This is a genomic window from Bradyrhizobium sp. WSM2793, assembly GCF_000379585.1.
GTDB lineage: Bacteria > Pseudomonadota > Alphaproteobacteria > Rhizobiales > Xanthobacteraceae > Bradyrhizobium.
The window spans coordinates 94,707-118,228 of record NZ_KB902775.1 but is presented as its reverse complement, the minus strand read 5'-3'; the positions used below and the strand labels follow the sequence as shown (position 1 = coordinate 118,228).

22 protein-coding genes are annotated in these 23,522 nt (G+C 65.1%); 14 read left to right on the top strand and 8 right to left on the bottom strand.

All coding sequences use genetic code 11. The annotated features are described in order from the left end of the window. The first annotated feature begins 39 nt into the window (after positions 1-39). Positions 40-261, top strand: coding sequence for a cysteine rich repeat-containing protein (locus A3AS_RS0110690; protein WP_018317585.1), 222 nt, complete (start codon positions 40-42; stop codon positions 259-261). Between the two features lie 138 nt (positions 262-399). On the opposite strand, the gene alr is transcribed toward A3AS_RS0110690, so the two are convergent. From alr to A3AS_RS0110665, 3 genes are all read right to left on the bottom strand, one after another. After that, positions 400-1,677: an alanine racemase gene (gene alr, locus A3AS_RS0110685; RefSeq protein ID WP_020508661.1), complete on the bottom strand. Its 1,278-nt coding sequence runs from the start codon at positions 1,675-1,677 to the stop codon at positions 400-402. A gap of 46 nt (positions 1,678-1,723) precedes the next feature. Next, positions 1,724-3,232, bottom strand: coding sequence for a replicative DNA helicase (locus A3AS_RS0110680; protein ID WP_018317583.1), 1,509 nt, complete (start codon positions 3,230-3,232; stop codon positions 1,724-1,726). A 797-nt stretch (positions 3,233-4,029) separates the two neighbouring features. Further along, positions 4,030-5,280, bottom strand: coding sequence for a cyclopropane-fatty-acyl-phospholipid synthase family protein (locus tag A3AS_RS0110665; protein ID WP_026201878.1), 1,251 nt, complete (start codon positions 5,278-5,280; stop codon positions 4,030-4,032). Positions 5,281-5,559: 279 nt separating this feature from the next. Here A3AS_RS0110665 and A3AS_RS0110660 point away from each other — a divergent pair, with 279 nt between their 5' ends. The 3 genes from A3AS_RS0110660 to A3AS_RS0110650 all read left to right on the top strand — a co-directional run bounded on the left by A3AS_RS0110660 (position 5,560) and on the right by A3AS_RS0110650 (position 7,715). Next, positions 5,560-6,531 carry a hypothetical protein gene (locus A3AS_RS0110660; protein WP_026201877.1) on the top strand — a complete coding sequence of 324 codons (972 nt, stop codon included), beginning with the start codon at positions 5,560-5,562 and terminating at the stop codon, positions 6,529-6,531. 108 nt (positions 6,532-6,639) lie between these two features. Beyond that, positions 6,640-7,236, top strand: a complete 597-nt coding sequence (locus A3AS_RS0110655) for a TetR/AcrR family transcriptional regulator (RefSeq protein ID WP_018317579.1) — start codon at positions 6,640-6,642, stop codon at positions 7,234-7,236. 11 nt (positions 7,237-7,247) lie between these two features. Continuing rightward, the gene (locus A3AS_RS0110650; RefSeq protein ID WP_018317578.1) at positions 7,248-7,715 is read left to right on the top strand and encodes a PaaI family thioesterase; all 468 of its coding nucleotides are present in this window, start codon (positions 7,248-7,250) and stop codon (positions 7,713-7,715) included. Positions 7,716-7,832: 117 nt separating this feature from the next. Here the strand turns inward: A3AS_RS0110650 and rplI are convergent, their stop codons facing one another. The 4 genes from rplI to rpsF form a co-directional block, all read right to left on the bottom strand. Then, on the bottom strand, positions 7,833-8,432 hold the full coding sequence (gene rplI / locus A3AS_RS0110645) for a 50S ribosomal protein L9 (protein WP_018317577.1): 600 nt from the start codon (positions 8,430-8,432) through the stop codon (positions 7,833-7,835). 50 nt (positions 8,433-8,482) lie between these two features. Further along, positions 8,483-9,469: a hypothetical protein gene (locus tag A3AS_RS0110640; protein ID WP_018317576.1), complete on the bottom strand. Its 987-nt coding sequence runs from the start codon at positions 9,467-9,469 to the stop codon at positions 8,483-8,485. Between the two features lie 131 nt (positions 9,470-9,600). Further along, a complete protein-coding gene (gene rpsR / locus A3AS_RS0110635) occupies positions 9,601-9,840 on the bottom strand; it encodes a 30S ribosomal protein S18 (RefSeq protein WP_007592020.1) in 240 nt (79 codons plus the stop codon). 5 nt (positions 9,841-9,845) lie between these two features. Then, positions 9,846-10,349 (bottom strand): 30S ribosomal protein S6, encoded by a 504-nt coding sequence (rpsF, locus tag A3AS_RS0110630; protein WP_026201876.1) that lies wholly within the window; start codon positions 10,347-10,349, stop codon positions 9,846-9,848. A 335-nt stretch (positions 10,350-10,684) separates the two neighbouring features. Between rpsF and A3AS_RS0110625 the strand changes: the two genes are divergently transcribed. The 9 genes from A3AS_RS0110625 (at position 10,685) to gmk (ending at position 19,381) form a co-directional block, all read left to right on the top strand. Then, the gene (locus A3AS_RS0110625) at positions 10,685-11,389 is read left to right on the top strand and encodes a TetR/AcrR family transcriptional regulator C-terminal domain-containing protein (RefSeq protein ID WP_026201875.1); all 705 of its coding nucleotides are present in this window, start codon (positions 10,685-10,687) and stop codon (positions 11,387-11,389) included. Between the two features lie 3 nt (positions 11,390-11,392). Further along, positions 11,393-12,418, top strand: a complete 1,026-nt coding sequence (locus tag A3AS_RS0110620; protein ID WP_018317573.1) for a fatty acid desaturase family protein — start codon at positions 11,393-11,395, stop codon at positions 12,416-12,418. A 173-nt stretch (positions 12,419-12,591) separates the two neighbouring features. After that, entirely contained in the window at positions 12,592-13,551 is a 960-nt protein-coding gene (fabD, locus tag A3AS_RS0110615; protein WP_026201874.1) for an ACP S-malonyltransferase, read from the top strand. A 100-nt stretch (positions 13,552-13,651) separates the two neighbouring features. Continuing rightward, positions 13,652-14,389: a 3-oxoacyl-[acyl-carrier-protein] reductase gene (gene fabG, locus A3AS_RS0110610; RefSeq protein ID WP_026201873.1), complete on the top strand. Its 738-nt coding sequence runs from the start codon at positions 13,652-13,654 to the stop codon at positions 14,387-14,389. 313 nt (positions 14,390-14,702) lie between these two features. Continuing rightward, positions 14,703-14,942 (top strand): acyl carrier protein, encoded by a 240-nt coding sequence (locus A3AS_RS0110605; RefSeq protein ID WP_008130699.1) that lies wholly within the window; start codon positions 14,703-14,705, stop codon positions 14,940-14,942. A 108-nt stretch (positions 14,943-15,050) separates the two neighbouring features. After that, a complete protein-coding gene (fabF, locus tag A3AS_RS0110600) occupies positions 15,051-16,316 on the top strand; it encodes a beta-ketoacyl-ACP synthase II (protein WP_018317570.1) in 1,266 nt (421 codons plus the stop codon). Between the two features lie 125 nt (positions 16,317-16,441). Next, entirely contained in the window at positions 16,442-17,716 is a 1,275-nt protein-coding gene (gene mltG / locus A3AS_RS0110595; RefSeq protein ID WP_018317569.1) for an endolytic transglycosylase MltG, read from the top strand. Between the two features lie 114 nt (positions 17,717-17,830). Beyond that, on the top strand, positions 17,831-18,718 hold the full coding sequence (locus tag A3AS_RS0110590) for a YicC/YloC family endoribonuclease (RefSeq protein WP_018317568.1): 888 nt from the start codon (positions 17,831-17,833) through the stop codon (positions 18,716-18,718). Positions 18,719-18,721: 3 nt separating this feature from the next. Further along, positions 18,722-19,381: a guanylate kinase gene (gene gmk / locus A3AS_RS0110585; protein WP_018317567.1), complete on the top strand. Its 660-nt coding sequence runs from the start codon at positions 18,722-18,724 to the stop codon at positions 19,379-19,381. Here the strand turns inward: gmk and A3AS_RS0110580 are convergent. After that, a complete protein-coding gene (locus A3AS_RS0110580; RefSeq protein WP_018317566.1) occupies positions 19,314-20,546 on the bottom strand; it encodes a hypothetical protein in 1,233 nt (410 codons plus the stop codon). The genes gmk and A3AS_RS0110580 overlap by 68 nt on opposite strands. A gap of 1,334 nt (positions 20,547-21,880) precedes the next feature. Here A3AS_RS0110580 and A3AS_RS0110575 point away from each other — a divergent pair. Beyond that, on the top strand, positions 21,881-23,503 hold the full coding sequence (locus A3AS_RS0110575) for a hypothetical protein (protein WP_245283183.1): 1,623 nt from the start codon (positions 21,881-21,883) through the stop codon (positions 23,501-23,503). Positions 23,504-23,522: the final 19 nt, after the last annotated feature.

Genomic DNA, 23,522 nt, shown 5'->3' with positions numbered 1-23,522 from the left:
TAGAGCTACCGGCTCCTGCCTTCCGTACCCGGAGATACAATGTCCAAGTTGAACTTTGCCGCCATCATCGTCGCCCTCGCGTTCTCCGGGGCCGCGTCGGCACAATCTTCCGACCCGCGCGGCGCGTGCAAGGCAGACTATGACAAATTCTGCGCCGGCATCGCGCCGGGTGGAGGGCGCGTCGTCGCCTGCCTCACCGACAAGCGCGACCAGCTCAGCGCGACCTGCAAGGCGGCGCTGGACAACAGGAAGAAGAAGTAAGCGATCCCTTCCGTGTCCCGGACGCGCGCAGCGCGAGCCGGGACCTAGAAGGCGACACGGTCAGATGTAGAGAGATAGGCCCCGGCTCTGCAGTGCATGTGAAGTGCGGCGCGCGCGCCGCGTCCGGGGCACGAGAGTTCAGCCCGGCAGCGGCGGCGGGGCCGCCGGCTGCTCGATCGGCGGCGGGGAGGGCGGCTGCTCGGCGGTCTGCGCGGCCGCCGGCTTCACCAGCGGCTCCTCCACATTGCCGCCCTTGTAGAGGCGGGCGTAGCGGTGGCCGAGGCTGGTCAGCACCTCATAACCGATGGTGCCGAAATGATGCGCGAGCTCGTCGACGGTGATGCCCTCGCCGAGCAGCGTCACCATGTGGCCGCGCCGCGCTGCATTCGGCGGCAGATCGGTGATGTCGATCGCGATCAGATCCATGGAGACGCGGCCGGCGACCGGGCAGCGCTTGCCGGCGACGATAACCTCGGCGCCGCGGGTGCCGTCATTGGAGCTGGCGGCGCGGAAATAGCCGTCGGCATAACCGACCGCGATGATCGCCAGTTTCGTCGGCCGCCGCGCGGTCCAGGTGCCGCCATAGCCGACGGTTTCGCCGCGCTCGATGGTGCGGATCTGCACGATGCGAGCCTTGAGGTCGACCACCGGCTGCATCGGATTGTCGGCCTCCGGCGTCGGGTTGACGCCATAGAGCGCAGCGCCCGGCCGCACCATATCGAACTGGAAGGGCGCGCCGAGGAAGATGCCGGAGGAATTGGCGAGCGCCGCCGGCACGCCGGAGAATTCGCTGGCGATGCCGCGGAAGGCTGCCAGCTGCTTGGCGTTCACCGGGCTGTTGAGCTGCTCGGCCGAGACCAGATGGCTCATCACCAGCGTGATGCCGTGATCGCCGGCATTGATGCGTGGGATGATGGCCTGCGCTTCCGATAGCGTCAGGCCGAGCCGGTTCATGCCGGTGTCGATGTGAACCGCCGTGCCCCCGGTCCAGCCGGTGCGGCGACAGAACACGTCCCATTCGGCGAGCTCGTTGAGGTCGCCGATGACCGGACGGCAATTGATCTTGGCGTAATGCTCGCCGGTATTCTGGAAATAGCCGCCGAGCACGTAGATCGTGGGTTCCGGCACGGCTGCGCGCACCTTGCGCGCTTCCTCGATGGTGGCGACGAAAAAGGTCTTGCAGCCGGCCTTGCTCAGCGCGCGCGCGACCTCGGCGGCGCCGCAGCCATAGGCATCGGCCTTGATCACCGCCGAGCATTCGGCCGGCACCGCGGTCTTCTCGAGCTTGCGCCAATTGGCAATGATGGCGTCGAGATCGACGGTCAGCACGCCGCCATAGGCAGCGAGCGCGGCAGCCTGGTTGGCCTCCGCGGAGAGAAGGCCGGATTGTGAGATGGTTTTCGGGTCGGACGCCATTGTCATGACGCCGTTTTACGCAAGAGGCAGGTCCTGTTCAAGGAACTCAGTAGTCGTTGCCGCTGCGAACCGGAAGCTGACTGTCAGGGGCGAGGTCGCCAAACCGCGTGACCGAGGCTTCGAAGGCCAGGTCGACGGTGCCTGTGGGGCCGTGACGCTGCTTGCCGATGATGACCTCGGCCTTTCCGTGCGCAAGACTCATGTCAAGCTGCCACTTCTCGTGCTCAGGCGTGCCCGGGCGCGGCTCCTTCATGGCGAGGTAATATTCCTCACGATACACGAACAGCACGACGTCGGCGTCCTGCTCGATCGAGCCGGATTCACGAAGGTCCGAGAGCTGCGGCCGCTTGTCGTCGCGGGATTCGACCTGTCGTGAAAGCTGCGACAGCGCGATCACGGGAACGTTGAGTTCCTTCGCCAGCGCCTTCAGGCTGGTCGTGATCTCCGTGATTTCCTGCACGCGGTTATCGCTCCGCTTGCCTGAGCCCGACAGCAGCTGGATGTAGTCGATCACGAGCAGGTCGAGGCCCTTCTGCCGTTTCAGCCGGCGCGCGCGCGCCATCAGCTGCGCGATCGACAGGCCGCCGGTCGCGTCGACATAGAACGGCAGCGATTGCAGCTCGATCGAGACCTCGCGAATCTTTTCGAAATCGGCTTCCGAGATGCCGCCGCGGCGGATGTGGGAGGAGGGAACGCCGGTGCGCTCGGCCACGATACGGGTCGCGAGCTGGTCGGCCGACATTTCACAGGAGAAGAAGCCGATCACGCCGCCATTGGCGGCCTTCGTGGTGCCGTCGGCCTGGAGTTCCGGCACATAGGCTTGCGCGACATTGTAGGCGATGTTGGTCGCCAGCGAGGTCTTGCCCATGCCGGGACGGCCCGCGACGATGATGAGGTCGGAGTGCTGCAGGCCGCCCATCTTGGTGTCGAGGTCGCGCATGCCCGTCGAGATGCCGGACAGCTTGCCGTCGCGCTGGAACGCCTTTGCAGCGAGATCGACAGCGACCGCCAGCGCCTGCGAGAATTTCTGGAATCCGCCGTCATAGCGGCCGGATTCGGCGAGTTCGTAGAGACGGCGCTCGGCGTCCTCGATCTGCGCGCGCGGCGCGAAATCGACCGGGGCGTCATAGGCGACATTGACCATGTCCTCGCCGATGCCGATGAGGTCGCGTCGCAGCGCGAGGTCATAGATGGTGCGGCCGTAGTCCTGGGCATTGATGATGGTGGTCGCTTCGGCCGCGAGGCGCGCCAGATACTGCCCGATGGTCATACCGCCGACATCGGTGTCGGCGGGCAGGAACGTCTTCAGCGTCACGGGCGTGGCGATCTTGCCCATCCGGATCAGGCTGCCGGCGGTCTCGTAGATGGTCTGGTGCAGCGGCTCGAAATAATGCTTCGGCTCGAGGAAGTCGGAGACACGGTAGAACGCATCGTTGTTGACCAGGATTGCGCCCAGAAGGCTCTGTTCCGCTTCGATATTATGCGGCGCGCTCCGATAGGCGGGAGTTCCGGGCTCGGGGGCGAGTTTGAGGACGTTCGAATCAGTCAGGGCCATGGTCGGACGTGCTTAGCAATTTTCTTGGGCGGATGCGGGGCCGGGATAAAGCGCCGCCTCGGTGCAAAGCGGAAGCGAAAGCTGACCGCTATCAACCGCTCAGTTAAAATGGTGGATGATTAGCGCTCGCAGCACGCGTCGCGCTTGACGGATTTTTGCGGAACTCGCCCCGGCCAGGATGCGGCCGCGACCGCGCCATGGAAAAATCCAGAAACGATGAGCCTTATGGCATGAACCTGATGGATTGGCGCGCAGACGAATCCAGAGGCGCGCGAAATGACGCACGCTGGCGGCCTTGGGCTCGCCTTCAGACCAGCAGGAGGTAGACCAGCGCAACCAGAGCCGCCCCGACGCCGGTAACGATCAGGGCGTAATCGGTGCGGAGGTCGTCCTGCACGTCGAATGAGGTTTGGGTCTCTTTGCTCATGGCGACGGTCTAGGCCAGGCCCGACCAGACTTATGTGAATTGGATCACATCTCCCCGGAATCTTTCGGGGGTAAGACGGGAACAGGCAGGCGGGGGAGGGAATTGTCTCCCGCGATCCGTCAACAGGGAACGAGGCAGGCGATGCGGCCAGAACGGCAGCACCAGATTTGGCGGAGCGAGGCAGGTAGCCGGCTTTGGCTCTCGGGGCTGATTGCGGCCATGGAGCACGCGGAACGGCCGGAAATACGTCGCCAGCCGGTCGCCCCGGAAATCCTGGTCGCGCTGAGGGCGCAACTGGCGTTAACGGCCAGTTTCCGCTCCTCCCAAATTTCGACCCTGCGTCACTAGGATCTATTCACCAGACTAAGACCTATTCACCAGCCAATTTCAGCCTGGGCTTGTTCGTGCGTTCGCGAGCTCGCAGCCGGGCTTCTTCACGCGGCATGTAGTCGCGGGTCATCGGCACCACGCCCTGGCGCCGGGTGAGCTGGATCTGGAAGTTCATCATGGCCTGCTTGCGGAACGTCATCTCGCAGGCCGCCAGATAGAATTCCCACATCAGCGCGAAGCGCTCGTCGTAGAGCTGCACGGCCTCCTCGCGCCGCGCCATGAAACGTTCCCGCCAGGCCTTCAGCGTCTCCGCGTAATGCAGGCGCAGGATCTCGATATCGCAGACCAGGAGGCCGGCGCGCTCGATCGCCGGCAGCACCTCCGACAGCGCCGGGATGTAGCCGCCAGGGAAGATGTATTTGGCGATCCAGGGATTGGTCGAGTCCGGGCCCTGCGAACGGCCGATCGCGTGTAGCAGCATGATGCCGTTTTCGCTCAACAGCTCGGCGCAGCGTTGGAAGTAGGTGTCGTAGAAGCGGGCGCCGACATGCTCGAGCATGCCGACCGAGACGATGCGGTCGAACGGGCCTTCGACGTCGCGATAGTCCTGGAGCAGGAATCTGGCCGAGCCGGTCAGGCGCTTTTCGGCCGCGCGCGCGTTGGCGAGCTGCAACTGCTCGCGCGACAGCGTCACGCCGGTGACGTCGACGCCGGCGATCTCGGCGAGGTAGAGCCCGAGCCCGCCCCAGCCGGAGCCGATGTCGAGGACGCGCTGGCCGGGCCTGACCAGCAGCTTTGCGGCGATGTGCCGTTTCTTGGCGAGCTGCGCGTCGTCGAGCGTCGCGTCCTGCGTCTCGAAATAGGCGCAGCTATATTGCTTGTCGGCGTCCAGGAAGAGCGAATAGAGCCGGGCATCGAGATCATAGTGATGCGCGACGTTGTGGCGGGAGCGCGAGCGCTGATTGAATTGCTTCAGATGCCGCGTCAGGTAGCGCAGGCGCCACCAGGGTTTTGCCCACTGCGGCAATAGGTCGGGTTGATCGAGCAGGATCGCGAGGGCATCAGCTATGGTGCCGCGCTCGACGACGAACTCGCCGTCCATATAGGCCTCGCCAAGCCCGAGCTCGGGATTGACGAGGATCTTCCGCTCCGCCTCCGCGGTGACGAAGCGCACCGCGACCGGCTCGCCAGTGCCGTCGCCGACGGTGAACTTCGATCCGCGCGAGCCGGTCACCGTCATCGTGCCGCGGCGGATGAATTGAGACAGAAATCTACGCAACAAGAGGTCCATCGACACCTTCCTCTCGAGCGAACCCGAAGGGATGCGACTAACCCGGCCTTCACTTCTGACGCCCAGGTGACGCGGCGGTTCCTATGCGCTTGCATCCAAATTTAGGGAGGCAGGATCGGCTACGCTAATGCGCTGAGTTCACAGCCGATATTCGCAAACCGCTTAATCACATCCTTGCGCGTGGTGCCTGCTTCCATTCGTGGCTCAATCGGATAAAAGGTGACCGCTGCCGCGCCGGACGCCGGCTGCACCTCTCGGAATTCAATGGAGATGATGGGAATGTCGAGCCGAGCGCTCAGCCTCGCGACGGTATTGCTTCTGATCGGCTTCGGCGCGGCCGATACCGCTTTTGCGCAGGTGACCAACCTCGAGGCCGGCAAAACCCCGTCCCAGCTTTTCGCGCAGACCTGCAATGCGTGCCACAAGAGCCCGCGCGGACTTCTGAAGTCCGTCGCGCCGGGCTCGCTGCCGGGCTTCCTGCGCCAGCACTACACCACGAGCTCGGACATGGCGGGCATCCTCGCCTCCTATCTCGTCTCCAACGGTGCCACCGACACCCGCTACCAGGCCAAGGACGGCAAGAAGGACGGCGCCAGGGAGAAGGACGCGAGCACCAATCCCGAGCATCAGGGCCGCCGCCCGCGCGCCCAGGACGCGGCCAGGCCGGACGGCGAGGCTGCTGCTCCCGCAGCCGAGGGTGCGCGCCAGAAGCGCGCCGCACGCCCGGCCGAGGAGGGCACGAAGCCCGAGGGACAGGCTGCGCCCGAGGGACGCAAGAGCAAGCGCCGCGCCAAGCCCGGCACCGAGGAGGCGCCGAAGGTCGATGCCGCCGCGCCAGCCACTGACGAGAAGAAGAGCGAGCCCAAGCTTGAATCCAAGTCCGAATCCAAGCCTGAGTCCAAGCCCGACGCGGCGAAGGTCGAGCCCGGTCGCGACGAGGCCAAGCCCGACGGCGGCAAGGCATCCGAGAAGCCCGTTGAGACCAGGCCCGACAGCGCCAAGGTCGAGCCCCGCGGCAGCGAAGCTCCGGCGCTGCGGCCCGATCCGGTCCCGGCGGTAACGCCGGCTGCAAAGCCTGCCGAGCCAGCCGCACCCAAGCCGGCGGAAGAGGCTGCTCCCAAGCCGGCCGCGCCTGCGGCCAGCTCCGAACCGGCGGCCAAGCCGCAGCCCGCACCGCCCGCGACCGCTGCAGCCCCACCTGCTGCGCCGGCCGAGCAGTCCGGTCCGCCAACGCCGCCTATCTCGCGCTAAGCCAGCGACGTTTTTGATCGACATGCGGAGGCCGCGTTCATCGCGGCCTCCGCATTGCATTGACCGCACCTAGAGTATTGCTCTAGAGTGCTACTCTAGGAGGCCTCAATGACGGCGAGCGTGCGGGACGACCTGTTGGCAGCCGGGCTGATCGCGTTCGACCGCGTCGGCTTCGAAGCCGCGACGGTGGCGGCGATCCGCACCCGGGCGCGCGCCTCCAATGGCAGCTTCTTTCACGCCTTCGGCTCGAAGAAGGAGCTTGCCGGTGCGCTGTTTCTTGAGGTCTTGCGGCACTATCACGCCGCGGTGCTGGCGGCGCTCGATCCCGTGCCCGATGCGGAGCAGGGCATCGACCGGCTGATCCGGGCACATCTTGAGTGGGTCGTGACCAGCCGGCGCGAGGCGCGCTACCTGTTCGAGATTTCGCGAAGCGAGTGGGGGGAGGAAGTTCGCGACGCCCAGCGCGCGCAGAATGCGCGGCTCGCCGATGGCATCGAGCGCTGGCGCGCGCCGCTGGTTGCAAATGGCGAACTCTTGCCGATGACGCCGGTGATGTTCGTCAGCCAGCTCATCGGTCCCGCGCAGATCTTCTGCCGTGCATTCCTGTCGGGACGCGACCGCGCCGATCCGCGCGTCGAGGCCGATACGCTGATCGCCTGCGCAATCCGCGCGCTGGTCCCGCCCGATCGCATCAACAAACAATAAGGAGAGGCCGCATGCGCAACGACGCAGATCCTGAATTTGCACCGATCGCCGAGCACATCCATGCCAATGTCGGCCGGCAGGGTTTCATGAACCTGGTCGGCGCCGAGCTCTCGGAATTGTCGCGCGGCACCTGCACGATCGCCGTGGACCGCCGGCCGGAGCTCCTGCAGCAGCACGGCTTCTTCCACGGCGGCGTCACCGCCTTCCTGGTCGACAACGCCACGACGATCGCAGCCGCGACCTCGCGCGGCCAGCCGGCCCTGACGGCGGAATACAAGCTCAACCTGCTGTCGCCCGCGGTCGGCGAGAAGCTGATCTGCCGTGCCCGGGTGATCAAGCCGGGCCGCCAGGTGTCGGTGGTTGCGGCCGACGTGTTCTGTGTCAGCGGCGGCGTCGAGAAGCACACGGCAACGGCGCTGGCCTCGATCGCGATGTTGAGCGAGGACGTCGCCGCCAAAACGAAAAGCCCGGCCGCCTGAGGCGACCGGGCCTTAATCGTGCCCGTCATTCCGGGATGGGGCGCAAGCGCCAGACCCGGAATCTCGAGATTCCGGGTCTGGTCCTTCGGACCATCCCGGAATGACGAGTTGAGCCTTTTACTTCTCTTCCGCGGCCGGCGCCGGCGCGACGTCGTCGTGCTCGGCTTCCGGATCGAAGAACTCGCCGGCGGCGGCGATCGCCTCGGCGGCTGCGTCGCGGTCCTCGTTGCGGGTCGAGATGTCCTCGCCGCGGTTGATGCGCTCGGCCTCGTCCTGGCTGCGCGCGACCGTCACGGTGATCTCGACCTCGACCTCGGGGTGGACGGCGACGGTGATCGCGTGCTTGCCGATGGTCTTGATCGGCGCGTCGAGCTGGATCTGCGGGCGGGCGAGCGATACGCCATCGGCCTCGAACGCGATGACGATGTCACGCACGTTGACCGAGCCGAACAGCTGGCCGGCTTCCGAGGCCTGACGGATCACGATGATGTTCTTGCCTTCGATCTTCTCGGCGACCTTGGCAGCTTCGCCCTTCGAGGCGAGGTTGCGGGCCTCGAGCTCGGCCTTCATGCCGTCATACTTGGCACGGTTGTCGGCGGTGGCGCGCAACGCCTTGCCGCGCTTGAGCAGGAAATTGCGGGCATAGCCGTCGCGAACCTTCACGACTTCGCCCATCTGGCCGAGCTTGTTGACGCGTTCCAGCAAAATGACTTCCATATTCGTTCTCCTTTTGAAGTGCTCTGTAAGGTTTCGGTTTCGGGTTGAACTCAAGGGGTCGGCAGCGGCGGCGGTTGCCGGCTGCGCAGGAAGCGTTCGCGGAAGCCGAACACGGCATCCGCAAGGCCGAGGATCACCATCGCGATCACGGGCCATCCGAACACGACCACGGCGGCATAGGCCGAGCCGAGCCAGAAGGTGCGGCTCTTCAGTGCCAGCGTGAGCGTATGCAGCACGGCAAAGCCGGTTACCGCATAGCCCATCATGAGCGCGGCCGCGGTGATCTGGGCGACGATCGCGAGCAGCCCGCCGGTGAAGCAGAAGGCGAGCGCGATGCACAGCGCCACCAACGTCATCGGCGGCAGCTCGGCCGTCCTCATATCCGGCCACGGGCGTCGCAACCGGCCCGACGTCGCCGTGACCTTGGCGCTGAGCCAGAGGTTGAGGGTCAGCGTCATCATCGCGATGATGGTAGCCCCGGCTGGTGCGATCCGCACCAGCGCGTCGACGAACTGTCCGGCTTCGCCGGAGGTTTGCGGGTCGGTGGCCCGGAGCAGGCGCATCAGGCCGCGCCTGAGCGTACCGATGATGGTCTCGGCGTCGGTCCCGAGCGTGAGCAGGGCGGCGATCGTGGTCAGCGTGGCGAAGCCCGCGAGCCACAGCAGGATGCGGCCGACCGGATACCATTCGAGCTCGGGCTCGGCGGGCGCGGTGGCGTCAGGCGCGACATGTCCCACGGCAACCTTTCCCACAGGACGGCTGAGCAGCACGAGATGGCCGAGCCACCACGCCGGCAGCGCGACGGTGAGGGCGAATGCGATGCAATAGGGCAGGCCGAACAGGGCACCGAGGCCGATCGCAGCAGCGATGCCACCGAGGCTTGCGCAAAGCGGTCCCCAGCCGATCGCGGCGACCATCAGCGGCAGCGGTGCGAGATAGAACAGGACGAGCGAGATCAGCGCGCCCGAAATGATCGAGGCGAACATCAGGGCCGACGCAGCGCCGGCGATCAAGGCTATCAGCACAAAGGCCATCATCAGCTGTCCCGCTCCCTTCGAGCGGTTAGAGGCATCTCGCCCCAACCATCGGCGACCGGACGATCCGGAAGCCTTATGAGTTCAGAAAAGTCGCGACCGGCGGCTTGGCGCCGCCGGTCGAATTGGTCGTATCAGCGAATGACGTAGGGCAACAGGCCCAGGAACCGCGCGCGCTTGATGGCGCGGGCGAGCTCACGCTGCTTCTTCGCGGACACCGCGGTGATGCGGCTCGGCACGATCTTGCCGCGCTCGGAGACGTAACGCATCAAGAGCTTGGAGTCCTTGTAGTCGATCTTGGGAGCATTGGCGCCCGTGAACGGGCAGCTCTTGCGACGACGGAAAAACGGGCGGCGTGCACCAGCTTCGGCCATTGTTCTTACTCCCCATCCGTCGTGGTGGTTTCAGCTTCTTCGCGTGGACGGCGCGGGCCGCGGTCGCCGCGGAAGCCACCGCCTTCACGATCGCCACCACGGAAACCACCCTCGCGGTCACCGCGGAAGCCGCCTTCACGCTCGCCGCGGAAGCCGCCGCCACGATCGTCACGCTCGCGGTCACGGTCGGCCTTGCGCATCATCGCGGACGGGCCTTCCTCGAGCTCCTCGACGCGGACGCTGAGATAGCGGATGACGTCTTCGCTGATGCGCTCCTGGCGCTCGATCTCGGCGATCGCCGCGGACGGCGCGTCGATGTTGAGCAGCACGAAGTGCGCCTTGCGGTTCTTGTTCATGCGGTAGGTGAGGGAGCGTACGCCCCAATTCTCGGTCTTGGTGACCTTGCCGCCGAGACCCTCGACGATACCGGTCATCTGCGCAGTCAGCTCTTCGACCTGCTGCGTGCTCGCGTCCTGACGCGCGAGAAAGACATGCTCATAAAGAGCCATGGTGGTCCTTTCCTCATGTTGGCGCATCGCCCGGCGTCAAGCCCTTAAGAGGCCTTCGGAAAGGACTCTGGGATTAAGCTCAGAAGGCGGAAACACGGGACGACGGGCCGACTGGCCCTGCCACACCAAAATCACGAATGACTTGCTGAGACCGTCCGTTCAGCTCCCGGCCGGGGTCTGCGGATGCGCGCCTTATACGGATTTTGGCTGACTTGGCAAGGTTGGAGCGCCTCGTTTTCGGCCAGACGGTGCTGACAGGCGCGTCCAAACCACCCTCTCGTACCAGCTTGACCTATTTGTTGTATGTCATACAAATAATGGATCGGGAGGTGCTGATGGCGGGTGAATCGGTCCAGGCTCCGCTTGAGGTGTCGGCGGGTGATCCGAAGCACGCTGCGCGGGCCACACGGTCGGCCGGCCGCAAGATGCGCTCGCTGCTGCTGGATGCAGCAAGTCCGCTGTTCCGGGAGCGCGGGCTGTCGGGCACGGCGATCACCGACATCGCGGCCGCCGCGGACGCCTTCCCAAGCCAGATCACCTACTACTTCCGCACCAAGGAGGCGCTGTTCGTCGAATGCGCCTGCCGCGACCTCTTGTATCTGGCGCGTGCGACCGAGCAGGCGGCGCTGAAGGCGCGCACGCCACGGGAATACACGCATGCGCTGGCGGAGACCGTGACGGCGAGCGATTCAGTGGCTTTCTTCGCCGAGGCGCTGACATTGACGCGGCGCCGCCAGGATCTTGCACCGCTGGTCGAGCGCACGATCGAGCGCCTGCACGGCGAAGGCGCGCGCGCCTATGCGAGCCAGGTGGCGCGGCACGGCTGGCGCTCCCTGCGCGCGCCCGACGAAAGCTCGCGGCGGTTCTGGGCCGTCGCTATCGGCGTCATTCTCGAAGGCTACGCCATGGGCCGTTCGCCCGAGGCGCTCTGTGCCGAGATGCTGCGCGTGCTGGGCGAGCAAGCGAAATCTGATGACGCAGCGCGCCTGCGTCTTGTCGAGGGCCGCGAGGCACCAAGCAATTCGAACGAGGAAGGCTAGGCCATGACCGCTCTTCGCATGCGTGCCCGCGATTTCCTGACCGACGACCAGCTTGCCGACGTGCGAGAGCGTGTGACCTGGAAAGGTGTTGCGCTGATCGTGCATGCCTGGGCGCTGATCATTGGCGCGATCGCCCTGGTCGCGTGGTGGCCCAATCCGGTCACCTATGTCCTTGCCGTTGCAATCATCGGCTCGCGCCAGCTGGGCCTCGCGATCCTGATGCATGATGGCGCACATGGCTGCCTGTCCGCCGACGAGAAAACCAATCTGGCCCTGAGCCAGTGGCTCTGTGCCTATCCGCTATTTGCGGAGATGCGCAGCTACCGGCGTTACCACCTGCAGCACCATGCGCGCACGCAGCAGGAGGATGATCCCGATCTCGTGCTGTCGGCACCGTTTCCGATTACGAAGCTGAGCTATCGCCGCAAGTTCATTCGCGACATCACCGGACAGACTGGCTACCAGCAGCGCAAGGCGCAGCTGCTCAATGCGCTCGGTCCGAAGGACTGGCCGTGGCGGCAGCGTCTGGCGCATTTCTGGGACAAGCTAGGCCCGCAATGCCTCCTCAACGCCGCGATGTTCGCCGCGCTCGCGGCGGCCGGCATATGGTGGGCCTATCCGCTGCTCTGGCTGGTGCCGCTCCTGACCTGGATGATGGTCATCACCCGCATCCGCAACATTGCAGAGCATGCCGTCGTCCCCGACAGCAGCGATCCCCTGCGCAACACCCGCACCACGCATGCCAATGTTCTCGAGCGCCTGTTCATCGCGCCGTACTACGTGAACTATCATCTCGAGCATCATCTGCTGTTCTACGTGCCCTGCTACAATCTGCCGAAGGTCCATCGCCTGCTGAGCGAGAGCCGGCACGCCGGCCGCATGGAGGTGCAGCCGAACTACGCGGCGGTGCTGCGGCTGGCGACGGCAAAGCCTGACAGGGAGGATCGGCCGGGGCAGTTGGCGAGCAGCGCGCGCCGTGCGCAGGCCGGAGCGGAGGTCGACGCCAACCAGACCGCCGGTGGGTTTTGAGGGGGCGCATCCCCAGTTGAGTGCTGCTCGAAGTTCCCATCTCGGCTTGACAGTCCGGCCCCGGACGGTGTCTACGGCCCCCTTTGGAGCACGATCCGGAACCATGGCCTAACGCCGTGCGTAATCGGCTGCCGGTTCTCGCGGGGATCGTGTCCGACAAGCAGGGAGCGCCGATGACGGCTGCATTCACATTTCCTGGGCAGGGTTCCCAGGCGGTCGGCATGGGCAAGGCCCTGGCCGATGCCTTTCCGGTGGCGCGCGCCGTGTTCGACGAGGTCGATGCCGCGCTCGGGGAGAAGCTGACGGCGATCATCTGGGATGGTCCGGCCGAAACCCTCCAGCTCACCGAAAACGCCCAGCCGGCGCTGATGGCGGTGTCCGTCGCCACCCTGCGCGTGCTGGAGGCTGAGGCTGGATTTTCCGTGGGACGAGATGCGGCCTTCGTCGCCGGCCACTCGCTCGGTGAATATTCGGCGCTGGCCGCGGCCGGCAGCCTGACGGTCTCGGATACCGCCCGCCTGCTTCGCACCCGCGGTCTCGCAATGCAAAAGGCCGTCCCGGTCGGCGCCGGCGCGATGGCCGCACTGCTCGGTCTCGACTACGAGGCCGCCATGGAGGTCGCCAAGGAGGCGGCGCAGGGGCAGGTCTGCCAGGCCGCCAACGACAATGGCGGCGGGCAGGTTGTCGTCTCGGGCGACAAGGCCGCGGTCGATCGCGCCGTCGAGATCGCCAAGACCAAGGGCGCCAAGCGCGCGATGCTGCTGCCGGTGTCCGCCCCGTTCCATTGCAAGCTGATGCAGCCCGCTGCCGACGCCATGGCCGAAGCGCTGTCGAAGGTCACGATCAAGGCCCCGGCTTCGCCGCTGGTGTCGAACGTGCTGGCGAGCGCCATCACCGATCCCGACGAGATCCGTCGCCGCCTGGTCGAGCAGGTCACCGGCACCGTGCGCTGGCGCGAGTCGGTTGCCTATATGGCGGGACAGGGCGTCACCCGGTTCTTCGAGATCGGCGCCGGCAAGGTGCTATCCGGTCTCGTCAAGCGCATCGCGGACGGCGCCGTCGGCGTTTCGGTCGGTGGCCCGAACGACATTGCCGCCGCCAAGGATGCATTGGCCGCTGCCAAGCAGGGCTGAAGCGCGATGATTTCTCGTCGCGCTTGAGTTTTTCAGTTTACGCACGATCTTCGGAAAACCGCTGCGCACTTTTCCGGATCGTGCTTTGGAGGAGTTTTCGATGTTCGATCTGACTGGCAAAAAGGCGCTCGTCACCGGCGCGACCGGCGGTATCGGCGGCGCGATCGCGCAGGCGCTGCATGCGCAGGGCGCGACCGTTGCGATATCAGGAACGCGCAAGGAGGTGCTGGACGAGCTTGCCGGCAAGCTCGGCGAGCGCACCCATGTGCTGCCCTGCAATCTCTCCAAGTCCGATGAGGTCGAGGCGCTGGTGCCCGCTGCGGAAGCGGCAATGGGCCAGGTCGACATCCTCATCGCCAATGCCGGCATCACCCGCGACAATCTCTTCGTGCAGCTCCGCGACGAGGATTGGGAGGAGGTCATCAACGTCAATCTGACCGCGACCTTCCGCCTGGCTCGCGCCGCCACCAAATTGATGATGCGCAAGCGCTTCGGCCGCATCATCGCCATCACGTCGGTGGTCGGCGTCACCGGCAATCCCGGGCAGGGCAATTACACGGCGTCGAAAGCGGGCCTGATCGGCATGATCAAGACGCTGGGGGCCGAATACGCCAAGCGCGGCGTCACTGCCAACTGCATCGCACCGGGCTTCATCAAGACGCCGATGACCGATGCGCTCAACGACAAGCAGCGCGAAACGATTCTAACCAAGGTTCCGGCCGCCCGCCTGGGGACGCCCGAGGATATCGCGGCGGCCGCCGTCTACCTGAGTTCGAACGAAGCAGCCTACGTCACCGGCCAGACCATTCACGTCAACGGCGGCATGGCCATGATCTGAAGCGCTCGTTCCGCACTGCCCACATGGGCTGTGCGGATGCGGCAAACGGCCGTTTCCGGAGGGAAATGAGGCTTGTAGTCAAGGCAGTTGAAGTATGATAACCGGACGCTCAACGGATGGGCAAAGAACGCCATTGCAGGTTTTTGAAACCCTGTATATTGGCGATGCGGAGCCTTGGCCGTCGTTCGCCGGGCCCTGTATCGGTTAGGATGGGGCCAAATCAAAGTTCGTAAGCGAAGGCAAGTAACACGACCACGACGGCTCGTATCGTCCCGGGGGGTCGGGTCTACAGGGAACAACACGAGGTTATGCAATGAGTGACATTGGCGAACGGGTTAAGAAGATCGTGGTCGAACACCTTGGTGTTGAACCCGAGAAGGTTGTCGACGCCGCGAGCTTCATCGACGACCTCGGCGCCGACAGTCTGGACACCGTCGAGCTGGTGATGGCGTTCGAAGAAGAATTCGGTTGCGAGATTCCGGACGACGCTGCGGAAACGATTCTCACCGTCGGCGACGCCACGAAGTTTCTCGAGAAGAACGCGAAGAGCTAAGGCTCTTCATTTTCGCGGGGACAACATTGAAACCGGACGGGCCGCTTCCCAGCGGTCAGCCGGTTTCTTGTTATTGGCCGTGAATCTTTCGATGCGGAGTTTTCGGATATGAGGCGGGTTGTCGTCACTGGTCTCGGCATGGTGTCGCCACTCGGCTGCGGCGTCGAGCCAACCTGGAAGCGCATCCTCAACGGCGAGAGCGGTGCGCGCAGGATCGAGAGCTTCGATGTCTCCGATCTTCAGACCAAATACGCCTGCACGGTCGTGCGCGGCGACGGCAGCAACGATACCTTCAATCCCGACAAGTGGATGGAGCCGAAGGACCAGCGCAAGGTCGACGACTTCATCATCTTCGGCATGGCCGCCGCCGGCCAGGCGCTCGACGATGCCAACTGGCATCCCGAGACCGAAGAGGACAAATGCGCGACCGGCACCATGATCGGATCGGGCATCGGCGGCCTCAACGGCATTGCCGAGACCGCGATCCTGCTCAAGGAGCGCGGACCGCGCCGGGTGTCGCCGTTCTTCATTCCGGGCCGCCTGATCAACCTGGCTTCCGGCTACGTCTCGATCGCGCACGGGCTGAAGGGACCGAACCATTCGGTGGTCACGGCCTGCTCGACCGGTGCGCATGCCGTCGGCGATGCCGCCCGCCTGATCGCGCTGGGCGACGCCGACGTGATGGTCGCCGGCGGCGCCGAATCGCCGATCAGCCGCATCGGCATTGCCGGCTTCAACGCCGCGCGCGCGCTATCGACCGGTTTCAACGACACACCCGAAAAGGCCTCGCGTCCCTACGACAAGGACCGCGACGGTTTCGTGATGGGCGAGGGCGCCGGCGTCCTCGTGCTGGAAGAGCTCGAGCACGCCCGGCGCCGTGGCGCCAGGATCTACGCCGAGGTGATCGGTTACGGTCTTTCGGGTGATGCCTATCACATTACCTCGCCGTCGCCCGATGGCGATGGCGGCTTCCGCAGCATGTCGGCCGCGCTCAAGCGCGCTGGCCTCACCGCCTCCGATCTCGACTACATCAACGCGCACGGCACCTCGACGCCGCTCGGCGACGAGATCGAGCTCGGTGCCGTCGAACGTCTGCTCGGCAATGCTGCCTCCAAGGTTGCGATGTCCTCGACCAAATCGTCGACGGGCCATCTCCTGGGTGCGGCGGGTGCGATCGAGGCGATTTTCGCCATTCTCGCGATTCGCGATAATGTCGTGCCGCCGACGATCAACCTCGACAATCCGTCGGTGGAGACTGCGATCGATCTCGTGCCGCATACGGCGAAGAAGCGAGAGGTCAACGTCGCCTTGTCGAACTCGTTTGGTTTCGGCGGTACCAATGCGTCGGTGATCGTGCGGCGCCTCGCCAGTTAGTTTAAGTTTGAGACGAATCCACCGTTTTGCCGTATTCGGCGATAGTCATGGAAGTGGGCGCGTGCATTTGGCAGGGCAAGCGATTGTCGGGCCGCGATTGAACCGGCAGGATTCAGGTTGTTTCGATGAGTGAAAGGCCGCCCATTTCGCCCCGGAGTCCGCGGGCAGCGCTGGAGCCCGAGCAGGTCCCGCCGCCGCCGAAGCGATCGGACCGTGCGCGCAATCCCTTCGTGATCGTCGGCAACGCCATCATCACCCTCCTGCTGATCGCCATGCTCGGCGCCGGCGGCGTCTATTATTACGGCCGGCAGGTGCTCGAGGCGCCCGGGCCGCTCAAGGATGACAAGATCGTCAACATCCCCCAGCGTGCGGGCAAGCGCGACATCGCCGAGACGCTGAACCGGGAAGGCGTGACCGACATCAACCCATGGGTGTTCATCGCCAGCGTTGCCGCGTTGAAGGCGAGCTCGGACCTCAAGCCGGGTGAATATTCGTTCCAGAAGAACGCCTCGCTCCGCGACGTCATCGCCACCATCGTCGAGGGCAAGGTGGTGCAGCACGCCGTCACGATTCCGGAAGGGCTCACCTCCGAGCAGATCGTGGCGCGCCTGTCCGACAACGACATCTTCACCGGCAGCGTGCGCGAGCTGCCGCGCGAGGGCACGTTGCTGCCCGAGACCTACAAATTCCCGCGCGGCACCCCGCGCGAGCAGGTGGTCCAGCGCATGCAGCAGGCGCACAAGCGCGTGCTCGCCGAGATCTGGGAACGCCGCAATCAGGACATTCCGGTCAAGTCGCCGGAGCAGCTGGTGACGCTCGCTTCCATTGTCGAGAAAGAAACCGGCAAGCCCGACGAGCGCAGCCGCGTCGCCGCCGTGTTCGTCAACCGCCTGAAGCAGCGGATCAAGCTGCAGTCCGATCCGACCATCATCTACGGCCTCGTCGGCGGCAAGGGCACGCTGGGCCGGCCGATCAAGCGCAGCGAGATCACGCAGCCATCGCCCTACAACACCTATGTGATCGAGGGCCTGCCGCCGGGCCCGATCTCCAACCCCGGCCGCGCCTCGCTGGAGGCCGCCGCCAACCCGGCCCGCACCCGCGACCTCTATTTCGTCGCCGACGGCACCGGCGGGCACGCCTTCACCGAGACTTACGACGCGCATCAGAAGAACGTCGCCAAGCTCCGCGCCATGGAAAAGCAGATCCAGAACGACACGGTGGAGCCGGCCGAGGATGCGCCGCCGCCCGCCGCCGTCGCGCCCGGAGCCGCCGATACGCCGACGGCGACCACGCCGGCCCGGCCCAACCAACAGAAAAAGCCGCCGGCGGCACGCCCCGCAGCTCCAGCACCGGCGCGGCAGGGCGCGGTGCAACCCTCGCCGCCGGTGGTCCAGCGCTAGGCGCGTTGCAGACCTGCTTGCCGGCTTTGCGGATTCCACTTTCCTGCAAAATAGTCTTAAGATTCGCGTGGCTTGATGCCTCGCGAATCCCGTGTTTCTGGAGAATTTGACCTGATGGCGCTGTCGTCCATGACCGGCTTTGCGAGATGCCACGGCGCAAGCGGGCCGTATACGTTCGAATGGGAATTGAAATCGGTCAACGCCAAGGGCTTTGACCTCAGGGTGCGGCTGCCGCAGGGGTTTGACGAGCTCGAGGCCCACGCCAAGAAACGCGCCGGCGAGCTGCTGTCGCGCGGCACCGTCTATGCCAATCTCACCGTCAAGCGCGCCAACGCCGCGGCCACCGTTCGCGTCAACGAGGACGTGCTCAACGCCGTGCTCAAGGCCGCCGCGGTCATCGCCGGCAAGGTCGACGCGGTTGCGCCGAGCATCGACGGCCTGCTCGCCATCAAGGGCGTCGTCGAGGTCGCCGAGCCCGAGGGCGACGAGGAGGAGGACAAGGCCGCGCGCGCTGCCGCAGCCGAAGCCTTCGACAAGGCGCTCGCCGATCTCGTCGAGATGCGCAAGCGCGAGGGCACTTCGCTCGGGCAGATCCTGACCCAGCGGGTCGACGAGGTCGAGCAACTCGCGAAGAAAGCCGAAGTCGCACCGGGGCGCAAGCCGGAGGCGATCAAGGCGAGGCTCGCCGAGCAGATCGCGAGCCTGCTGGACACCTCCGACCGTTTCGATTCCGACCGCCTGATGCAGGAGGCGATCCTGATCGCCACCAGGGCCGACATCCGCGAGGAGCTCGACCGCATTGCTTCCCACATCGCGCAGGCGCGCGAGCTGATCGGCAAGGGCGGCCCGATCGGCCGCAAGCTCGACTTCCTGGCGCAGGAGTTTCACCGCGAGGTCAACACCTGCTGCTCGAAGTCGAACGACATCGAGCTGACCAATACGGGCCTCGCCATGAAGAACGTGGTCGAGCAGTTCCGCGAGCAGGTCCAGAATCTGGAGTGATCGATGACGAGCGGCGGTCAGGGAACTGACGGTGTCGAGCGGCGCGGATTGATGTTCGTGCTGTCCTCGCCCTCGGGCGCGGGCAAGACGACGCTGTCGCGTCTTTTGATCGACCGTATGTCCGGCCTGAAAATGTCGGTGTCCGCGACTACGCGGCCGATGCGGCCGGGCGAGGTCAACGGCAAGGATTATCTGTTCGTCGACAAGCCGCGCTTCGAGGCGATGGTGAAGGGTGACGAGCTGTTGGAATGGGCGACCGTGTTCGATAACAGTTATGGCACACCGCGCAGCCCCGTCGAAGCCGCGCTATCGTCCGGGCAGGACGTGCTGTTCGACATCGACTGGCAGGGCACGCAGCAGCTGCGCGAAAAAGCCCGCGCCGACGTCGTCAGCGTCTTCATCCTGCCGCCCTCGGCGGCGGATCTCGAAAAGCGTCTGCACTCGCGCGCGCAGGATTCCGACGAGGTGATCCGCAAGCGCATGAGCCGCGCCAGCCACGAGATGAGTCACTGGGCCGAGTACGACTACATCGTGATCAACCACGACGTCGACGAGGCCTTTGCCGAGGTGCAGTCGATCCTGAAGGCCGAGCGCCTCAAGCGCGAGCGGCGGATTGGCCTCGTTGGCTTCGTGCGAGGTTTGCAAGGGCAGCTGCAGGGCTAGGCTGCGGCAGCCGCGGCCCTTGCTTCGCCAGCCGTTCCAGCATTGCGGTGATCACGTCGACGTCGACGGCATCTCCGGTCTGCGCATCTACCGGCGCATCTTCTTGGTGATCGACGGCCTTTTCGTCGCCGATGTCCTTGGCTGCGAGCCGCGGGGGCGATGCCTCGATCTCGAACTTTCCGTTGAAGATGTCGGCCTTGTCGAGTTCGGCGGCCTTGTTGCGAATGGACGCGGATTGCGCCGCGATCCTGCCGATCTCCCTGGTGAAGGCTGCGATTTGCGCGGTCTGCGGCGGCCGAACTTCATCGAAGTCGACGGGGCCCTGCTGTGCGCGCGGCGTGACGGCGGGCTCCGCACCGAGCCAGGGTGCGCGGCTTCCGTCCTGGTCCTGAGGCGCCCAATCGTCCCAGTGCCCGCGGCGGTCGGCGGCGGCCTGAACGCGTACGCGTCCGCCGGCGAAGCGGTAGATGACGCTGGCGAGGATGCCGGCGAGCGCCAGCGCGCCGCCGATCACGAGCAGCAGCATCTGCACCGAGCCGGCCGGCTTGTCGGCGGTGCCGTCTGCCCCGGCCAGCGCCATCGGCGCGGGAGGCTTTGTCGGCTTCGCGCTTGGTGGCGCGGTGGCCGCAACGGGAGCTGGCCGCGGGGCGGGCGCGGCGGAGGCCGGGGAGGTTTCGGGCCAGCGCGCGGTCACGGCTGGCTGCTGCGCGTTGGTCTCGGGCGCGCCGCTTGGTGGTTGCTGGGCGACCGGCTGCGCATTGGTTGCGGCGGGCGCGGGCGCGCTCGTGTTGGGCATGCCAGGTGCGGCACTCGTTTGCGGAGCGATGTATTCGGCGCGCGCGTTCTGCATCGCTTGCGGCGCGGCTGAATCCGCCTCGGGTGCGTCGGCCGTCGCCTGCGCGGTCTGGGAGGATTTGCCGCCTGCGGCGCGCAGATACCAGCATTGCCGCTTGGTGGTGCGGTCGAGACGATAGTACCAGTGTTGCCCCTGCGGCGCGGCACCCTTCGGGGAGGCGAGGCAGTCGGCGGCCGCGTTGGCTGTGCTCGATGGCGCCGGCGCATTCTGCGACACGGCGGCCAGTGGCGCGCCGGCAATGATGCTGCCGACTAGCGCGGATACGAATTTTGCGGTGCGGTTGCCCATCCTGGTCTCCCGGTTACGCATGACGCAACTCTCAACCAGCCCTTTGTCATCAAAGACTTGGGTGGCAATGAGCCGCAAATCCGGAGAGGATGTGGCTTGAATTGGGCTCGCGGCGCATTCGTTCCGCCGCGAGATCAGGCATTTTCCTGGGCGTTACTGCTTCGCCGAGCTCCAGGTTCCGCCGCAACCGTCGGAGGGCCGCCAGGTTCCGGAGGCGCTGCAGGCGCCGAGACGGCCGGAGCCGGTGAAAGTCACACCGTCGCCCCGACCGTGCGAGCCGCTCGGGCTGACGGTTCCAGTGACGGGGCGAAAGGTGCATTGACCGGGCGGTGGAGGGGCACGAGAGCCGACTTCGGTAGGATGGGTAGAGCGAAGCGAAACCCATCGTGCTCTTGCTTGCGCCGATACATGATGGGTTTCGCAAATGCTCTACCCATCTTACGGCTCTTCCTCATCAGCACACACGCCTTCCCGTTCTCGCGGCGCATCTCGCCCGAGGCTTGCTGTCGTCGCGCCCCATGAAGACCAAAGGGCGCAGGGAAGGCCGGGCGCCGGCGGCACCCGCAAGTCCGTGCGCGACGAAGATGCACACGGGGTGGACCACAGGTGATGCCGGTCGCCCGGCCTTCCCTGCGCGGCTGGTTTTAACGGTGTCCTTCGTGCTCTCCTCGGGGAGCGATGCACTATTGCCCCCGTCGCCTTGCGGGAATGATCGATGCACGTGCCCGGTCGGACCGCCGCATCACCGCAAGCCTTGACGCACAGACCCCGGGCGTCAGGACCACACGACTTCTCCGTCCGCGGACGATCCCGCCGGAATATCCGGAGGCTTGCGTGTGCTCGCCCCCAGGCATCGACGAAACCGCTGTGACCGCGCCGGGTCGTATCGCGTCCCCTGAAGACTCACGGTTGCCCGCCCTGTCATCAGGCTGATCGCGCCGGCGCTACCGCGTCCACCGCCACCCGGCCCGCATCTCGTGACGATCGCGAAGCGCCCCTTTGGCAGGGCCAGGATGAGGCGCATATGCCACAAATCCGAAATTCGGGAAAGTGGAATATTTTTGCGCGGTGGGCTTGACCGGGTGTTTTGCCCGACGCCTCTCAAGGAACCGCCGTCAGCTCCGTTTGTCGCGTGTACATCGCGGAAACGCGCCCCATCACCGCAAATGACCCAAGCGGCCGAGCGGACCAGCGTTCCCTAGTTCCAAACCTTTACCTCTGCGACTGCCCAAGGGAAACCTGAATTTCAAGCCTTGCAGTCACCGACTGTTAGGAAGGCTAAGATAAACCGCAGGATGTGGGAATGGACCCCGGCAAGGCGTCAATCGTGATCGAGCGACTGACAGGGGAGTGTGATGGCTGTCGTCGATCAATGCGATTGCCCCGACAAGACAGGCAGGGCGTCGTCGGGACAATTGGGTACCGATACCTGGATTCAACCCTCAACTGCAGCCATACTCGTTTGGCTGGGATTGCTTGCGATGGAGCTCATCGCAGTCCTGGCGCTGTGCGACTTCAGGCTCTTCTTCACGCTCGACGATGCGTATATTCACCTTGCGGTCGCCGACCAGATCCTGTCCGGCGGATATGGGGTCAACGCCGGGGAATATTCATCGCCTAGCTCATCGATCATCTGGCCATATTTTCTGGCTCTGACGGAAGCGCTTCATCTCGGTGCGTTTGGTCCGTTGTTGATCAATGTTGCAGCCGCAGGTGCGACAATCTTGGCTATCATACGCCTCTTGGAGGCGAATGCCCTGTTCGATGGTGTGGGCGAGCTTCTGTTCGCTTGCGTGATCGCGCTGCTCCTCATCTTCAGTGTCAGCGCCGTCGCGCTGCCCATGACCGGCATGGAGCACAGTATTCACGTCTGGGCCTCAATCGTGACCTTTGCTGGTCTCGTGGCGGCTGCGCGCGGGTTCGCACCAACATCACTCCATTTCCTCGCCCTGGTGCTGCTTCCGCTCATCCGCTTCGAAGGGATCGCATTCGCCGGTGCCGCAATCGCGGCGTTCACGCTGCTGGACCAGCGCCGCTTCGCGGCCGGCGCAGCGCTAGTCATTGTCGTCACTCTATCGGGCTATGCCGTTCTCATGGCCTCGCGTGGCCTGCCGTTGCTGCCGAGCTCCGTCTTGTTGAAGGGCTATCTGACGACTCTTGATCAGCCCGCGAGCGAGCTACCCGCTATCGTCAGAAACATGCTGCGGAGCGTGATGACGTCGTATGGATTGCGGCTCATCGCACTCGGTCTCGCTGTTGCCTGGTGCGCCAGTCTGCTACGCGCCGATCGCAAGGTACTGATCGTCCTTCTGGCTGTTCTTGTTGCCGTCGGAGCCCATCTGGTGTGCGGTCAATACGGTTGGTTCAATCGGTATGAGGTATACATCATGGCTCTCGCGGCAGCCGCGTTGCTGTGGGGCATCGCACAACTCAAGCCACGGCTCTCTGCGCTGCAATGGTCTCGTGTGAAGGTCGGCGTGGTCTTCGGGCTCGGCACCGCGGCGATTCCCTACATGACAGCGGCAGTGGTCTCGCCGCTAGGCGCAAGCGATATCTACGAGCAGCAATACCAGATGGCTCGTTTCGCCCAATCGTTTTACAGAGATGCGGTTGGGGTCAACGATCTCGGCTTGGTTGCATATCGCAATACCAACTATACGCTCGATCTCTGGGGCCTTGGTTCGGAGCAGGTGCGCAAGGCGAGAATGGCGGGAGATTATGGGCCGGCAGAGATGGCGGCCCTTGCCCACGATCACGACGTCGGTCTCGTCATGATTTACGAGGGCTGGTTCGAGAAAGGCGTGCCATCGAGCTGGACGAAGGTCGCCGTGCTCCAAACGAGAAGCGTAACCTTGTCGCGGCAGAACGTCGATTTCTACCGCACGCCGCTGGCCGATGCGGCGGCGGTTGACACCGCGCTTCGGGCCTTCAAGGCAACGCTCCCGTCGCGGGACAGGCTGGATATCATCACGCCGTAGCGCGATCTCAGGAGGTGCG

What these genes read in the sequence shown, in the direction of transcription:
- A3AS_RS0110605 (WP_008130699.1), top strand. Translation starts at nt 14,703, where the DNA reads ATGAGTGACATTGGCGAACGGGTTAAGAAGATCGTGGTCGAACACCTT.
- A3AS_RS0110620 (WP_018317573.1), top strand. Translation starts at nt 11,393, where the DNA reads ATGACCGCTCTTCGCATGCGTGCCCGCGATTTCCTGACCGACGACCAG.
- rplI (WP_018317577.1), bottom strand. Translation starts at nt 8,432, where the DNA reads ATGGAAGTCATTTTGCTGGAACGCGTCAACAAGCTCGGCCAGATGGGC.
- A3AS_RS0110575 (WP_245283183.1), top strand. Translation starts at nt 21,881, where the DNA reads ATGGCTGTCGTCGATCAATGCGATTGCCCCGACAAGACAGGCAGGGCG.
- rpsF (WP_026201876.1), bottom strand. Translation starts at nt 10,349, where the DNA reads ATGGCTCTTTATGAGCATGTCTTTCTCGCGCGTCAGGACGCGAGCACG.
- rpsR (WP_007592020.1), bottom strand. Translation starts at nt 9,840, where the DNA reads ATGGCCGAAGCTGGTGCACGCCGCCCGTTTTTCCGTCGTCGCAAGAGC.
- alr (WP_020508661.1), bottom strand. Translation starts at nt 1,677, where the DNA reads ATGGCGTCCGACCCGAAAACCATCTCACAATCCGGCCTTCTCTCCGCG.
- fabD (WP_026201874.1), top strand. Translation starts at nt 12,592, where the DNA reads ATGACGGCTGCATTCACATTTCCTGGGCAGGGTTCCCAGGCGGTCGGC.
- A3AS_RS0110665 (WP_026201878.1), bottom strand. Translation starts at nt 5,280, where the DNA reads ATGGACCTCTTGTTGCGTAGATTTCTGTCTCAATTCATCCGCCGCGGC.
- A3AS_RS0110625 (WP_026201875.1), top strand. Translation starts at nt 10,685, where the DNA reads ATGGCGGGTGAATCGGTCCAGGCTCCGCTTGAGGTGTCGGCGGGTGAT.
- fabF (WP_018317570.1), top strand. Translation starts at nt 15,051, where the DNA reads ATGAGGCGGGTTGTCGTCACTGGTCTCGGCATGGTGTCGCCACTCGGC.
- A3AS_RS0110680 (WP_018317583.1), bottom strand. Translation starts at nt 3,232, where the DNA reads ATGGCCCTGACTGATTCGAACGTCCTCAAACTCGCCCCCGAGCCCGGA.
- A3AS_RS0110660 (WP_026201877.1), top strand. Translation starts at nt 5,560, where the DNA reads ATGTCGAGCCGAGCGCTCAGCCTCGCGACGGTATTGCTTCTGATCGGC.
- A3AS_RS0110580 (WP_018317566.1), bottom strand. Translation starts at nt 20,546, where the DNA reads ATGCGTAACCGGGAGACCAGGATGGGCAACCGCACCGCAAAATTCGTA.
- A3AS_RS0110690 (WP_018317585.1), top strand. Translation starts at nt 40, where the DNA reads ATGTCCAAGTTGAACTTTGCCGCCATCATCGTCGCCCTCGCGTTCTCC.
- A3AS_RS0110590 (WP_018317568.1), top strand. Translation starts at nt 17,831, where the DNA reads ATGGCGCTGTCGTCCATGACCGGCTTTGCGAGATGCCACGGCGCAAGC.
- fabG (WP_026201873.1), top strand. Translation starts at nt 13,652, where the DNA reads ATGTTCGATCTGACTGGCAAAAAGGCGCTCGTCACCGGCGCGACCGGC.
- A3AS_RS0110650 (WP_018317578.1), top strand. Translation starts at nt 7,248, where the DNA reads ATGCGCAACGACGCAGATCCTGAATTTGCACCGATCGCCGAGCACATC.
- mltG (WP_018317569.1), top strand. Translation starts at nt 16,442, where the DNA reads ATGAGTGAAAGGCCGCCCATTTCGCCCCGGAGTCCGCGGGCAGCGCTG.
- gmk (WP_018317567.1), top strand. Translation starts at nt 18,722, where the DNA reads ATGACGAGCGGCGGTCAGGGAACTGACGGTGTCGAGCGGCGCGGATTG.
- A3AS_RS0110655 (WP_018317579.1), top strand. Translation starts at nt 6,640, where the DNA reads ATGACGGCGAGCGTGCGGGACGACCTGTTGGCAGCCGGGCTGATCGCG.
- A3AS_RS0110640 (WP_018317576.1), bottom strand. Translation starts at nt 9,469, where the DNA reads ATGATGGCCTTTGTGCTGATAGCCTTGATCGCCGGCGCTGCGTCGGCC.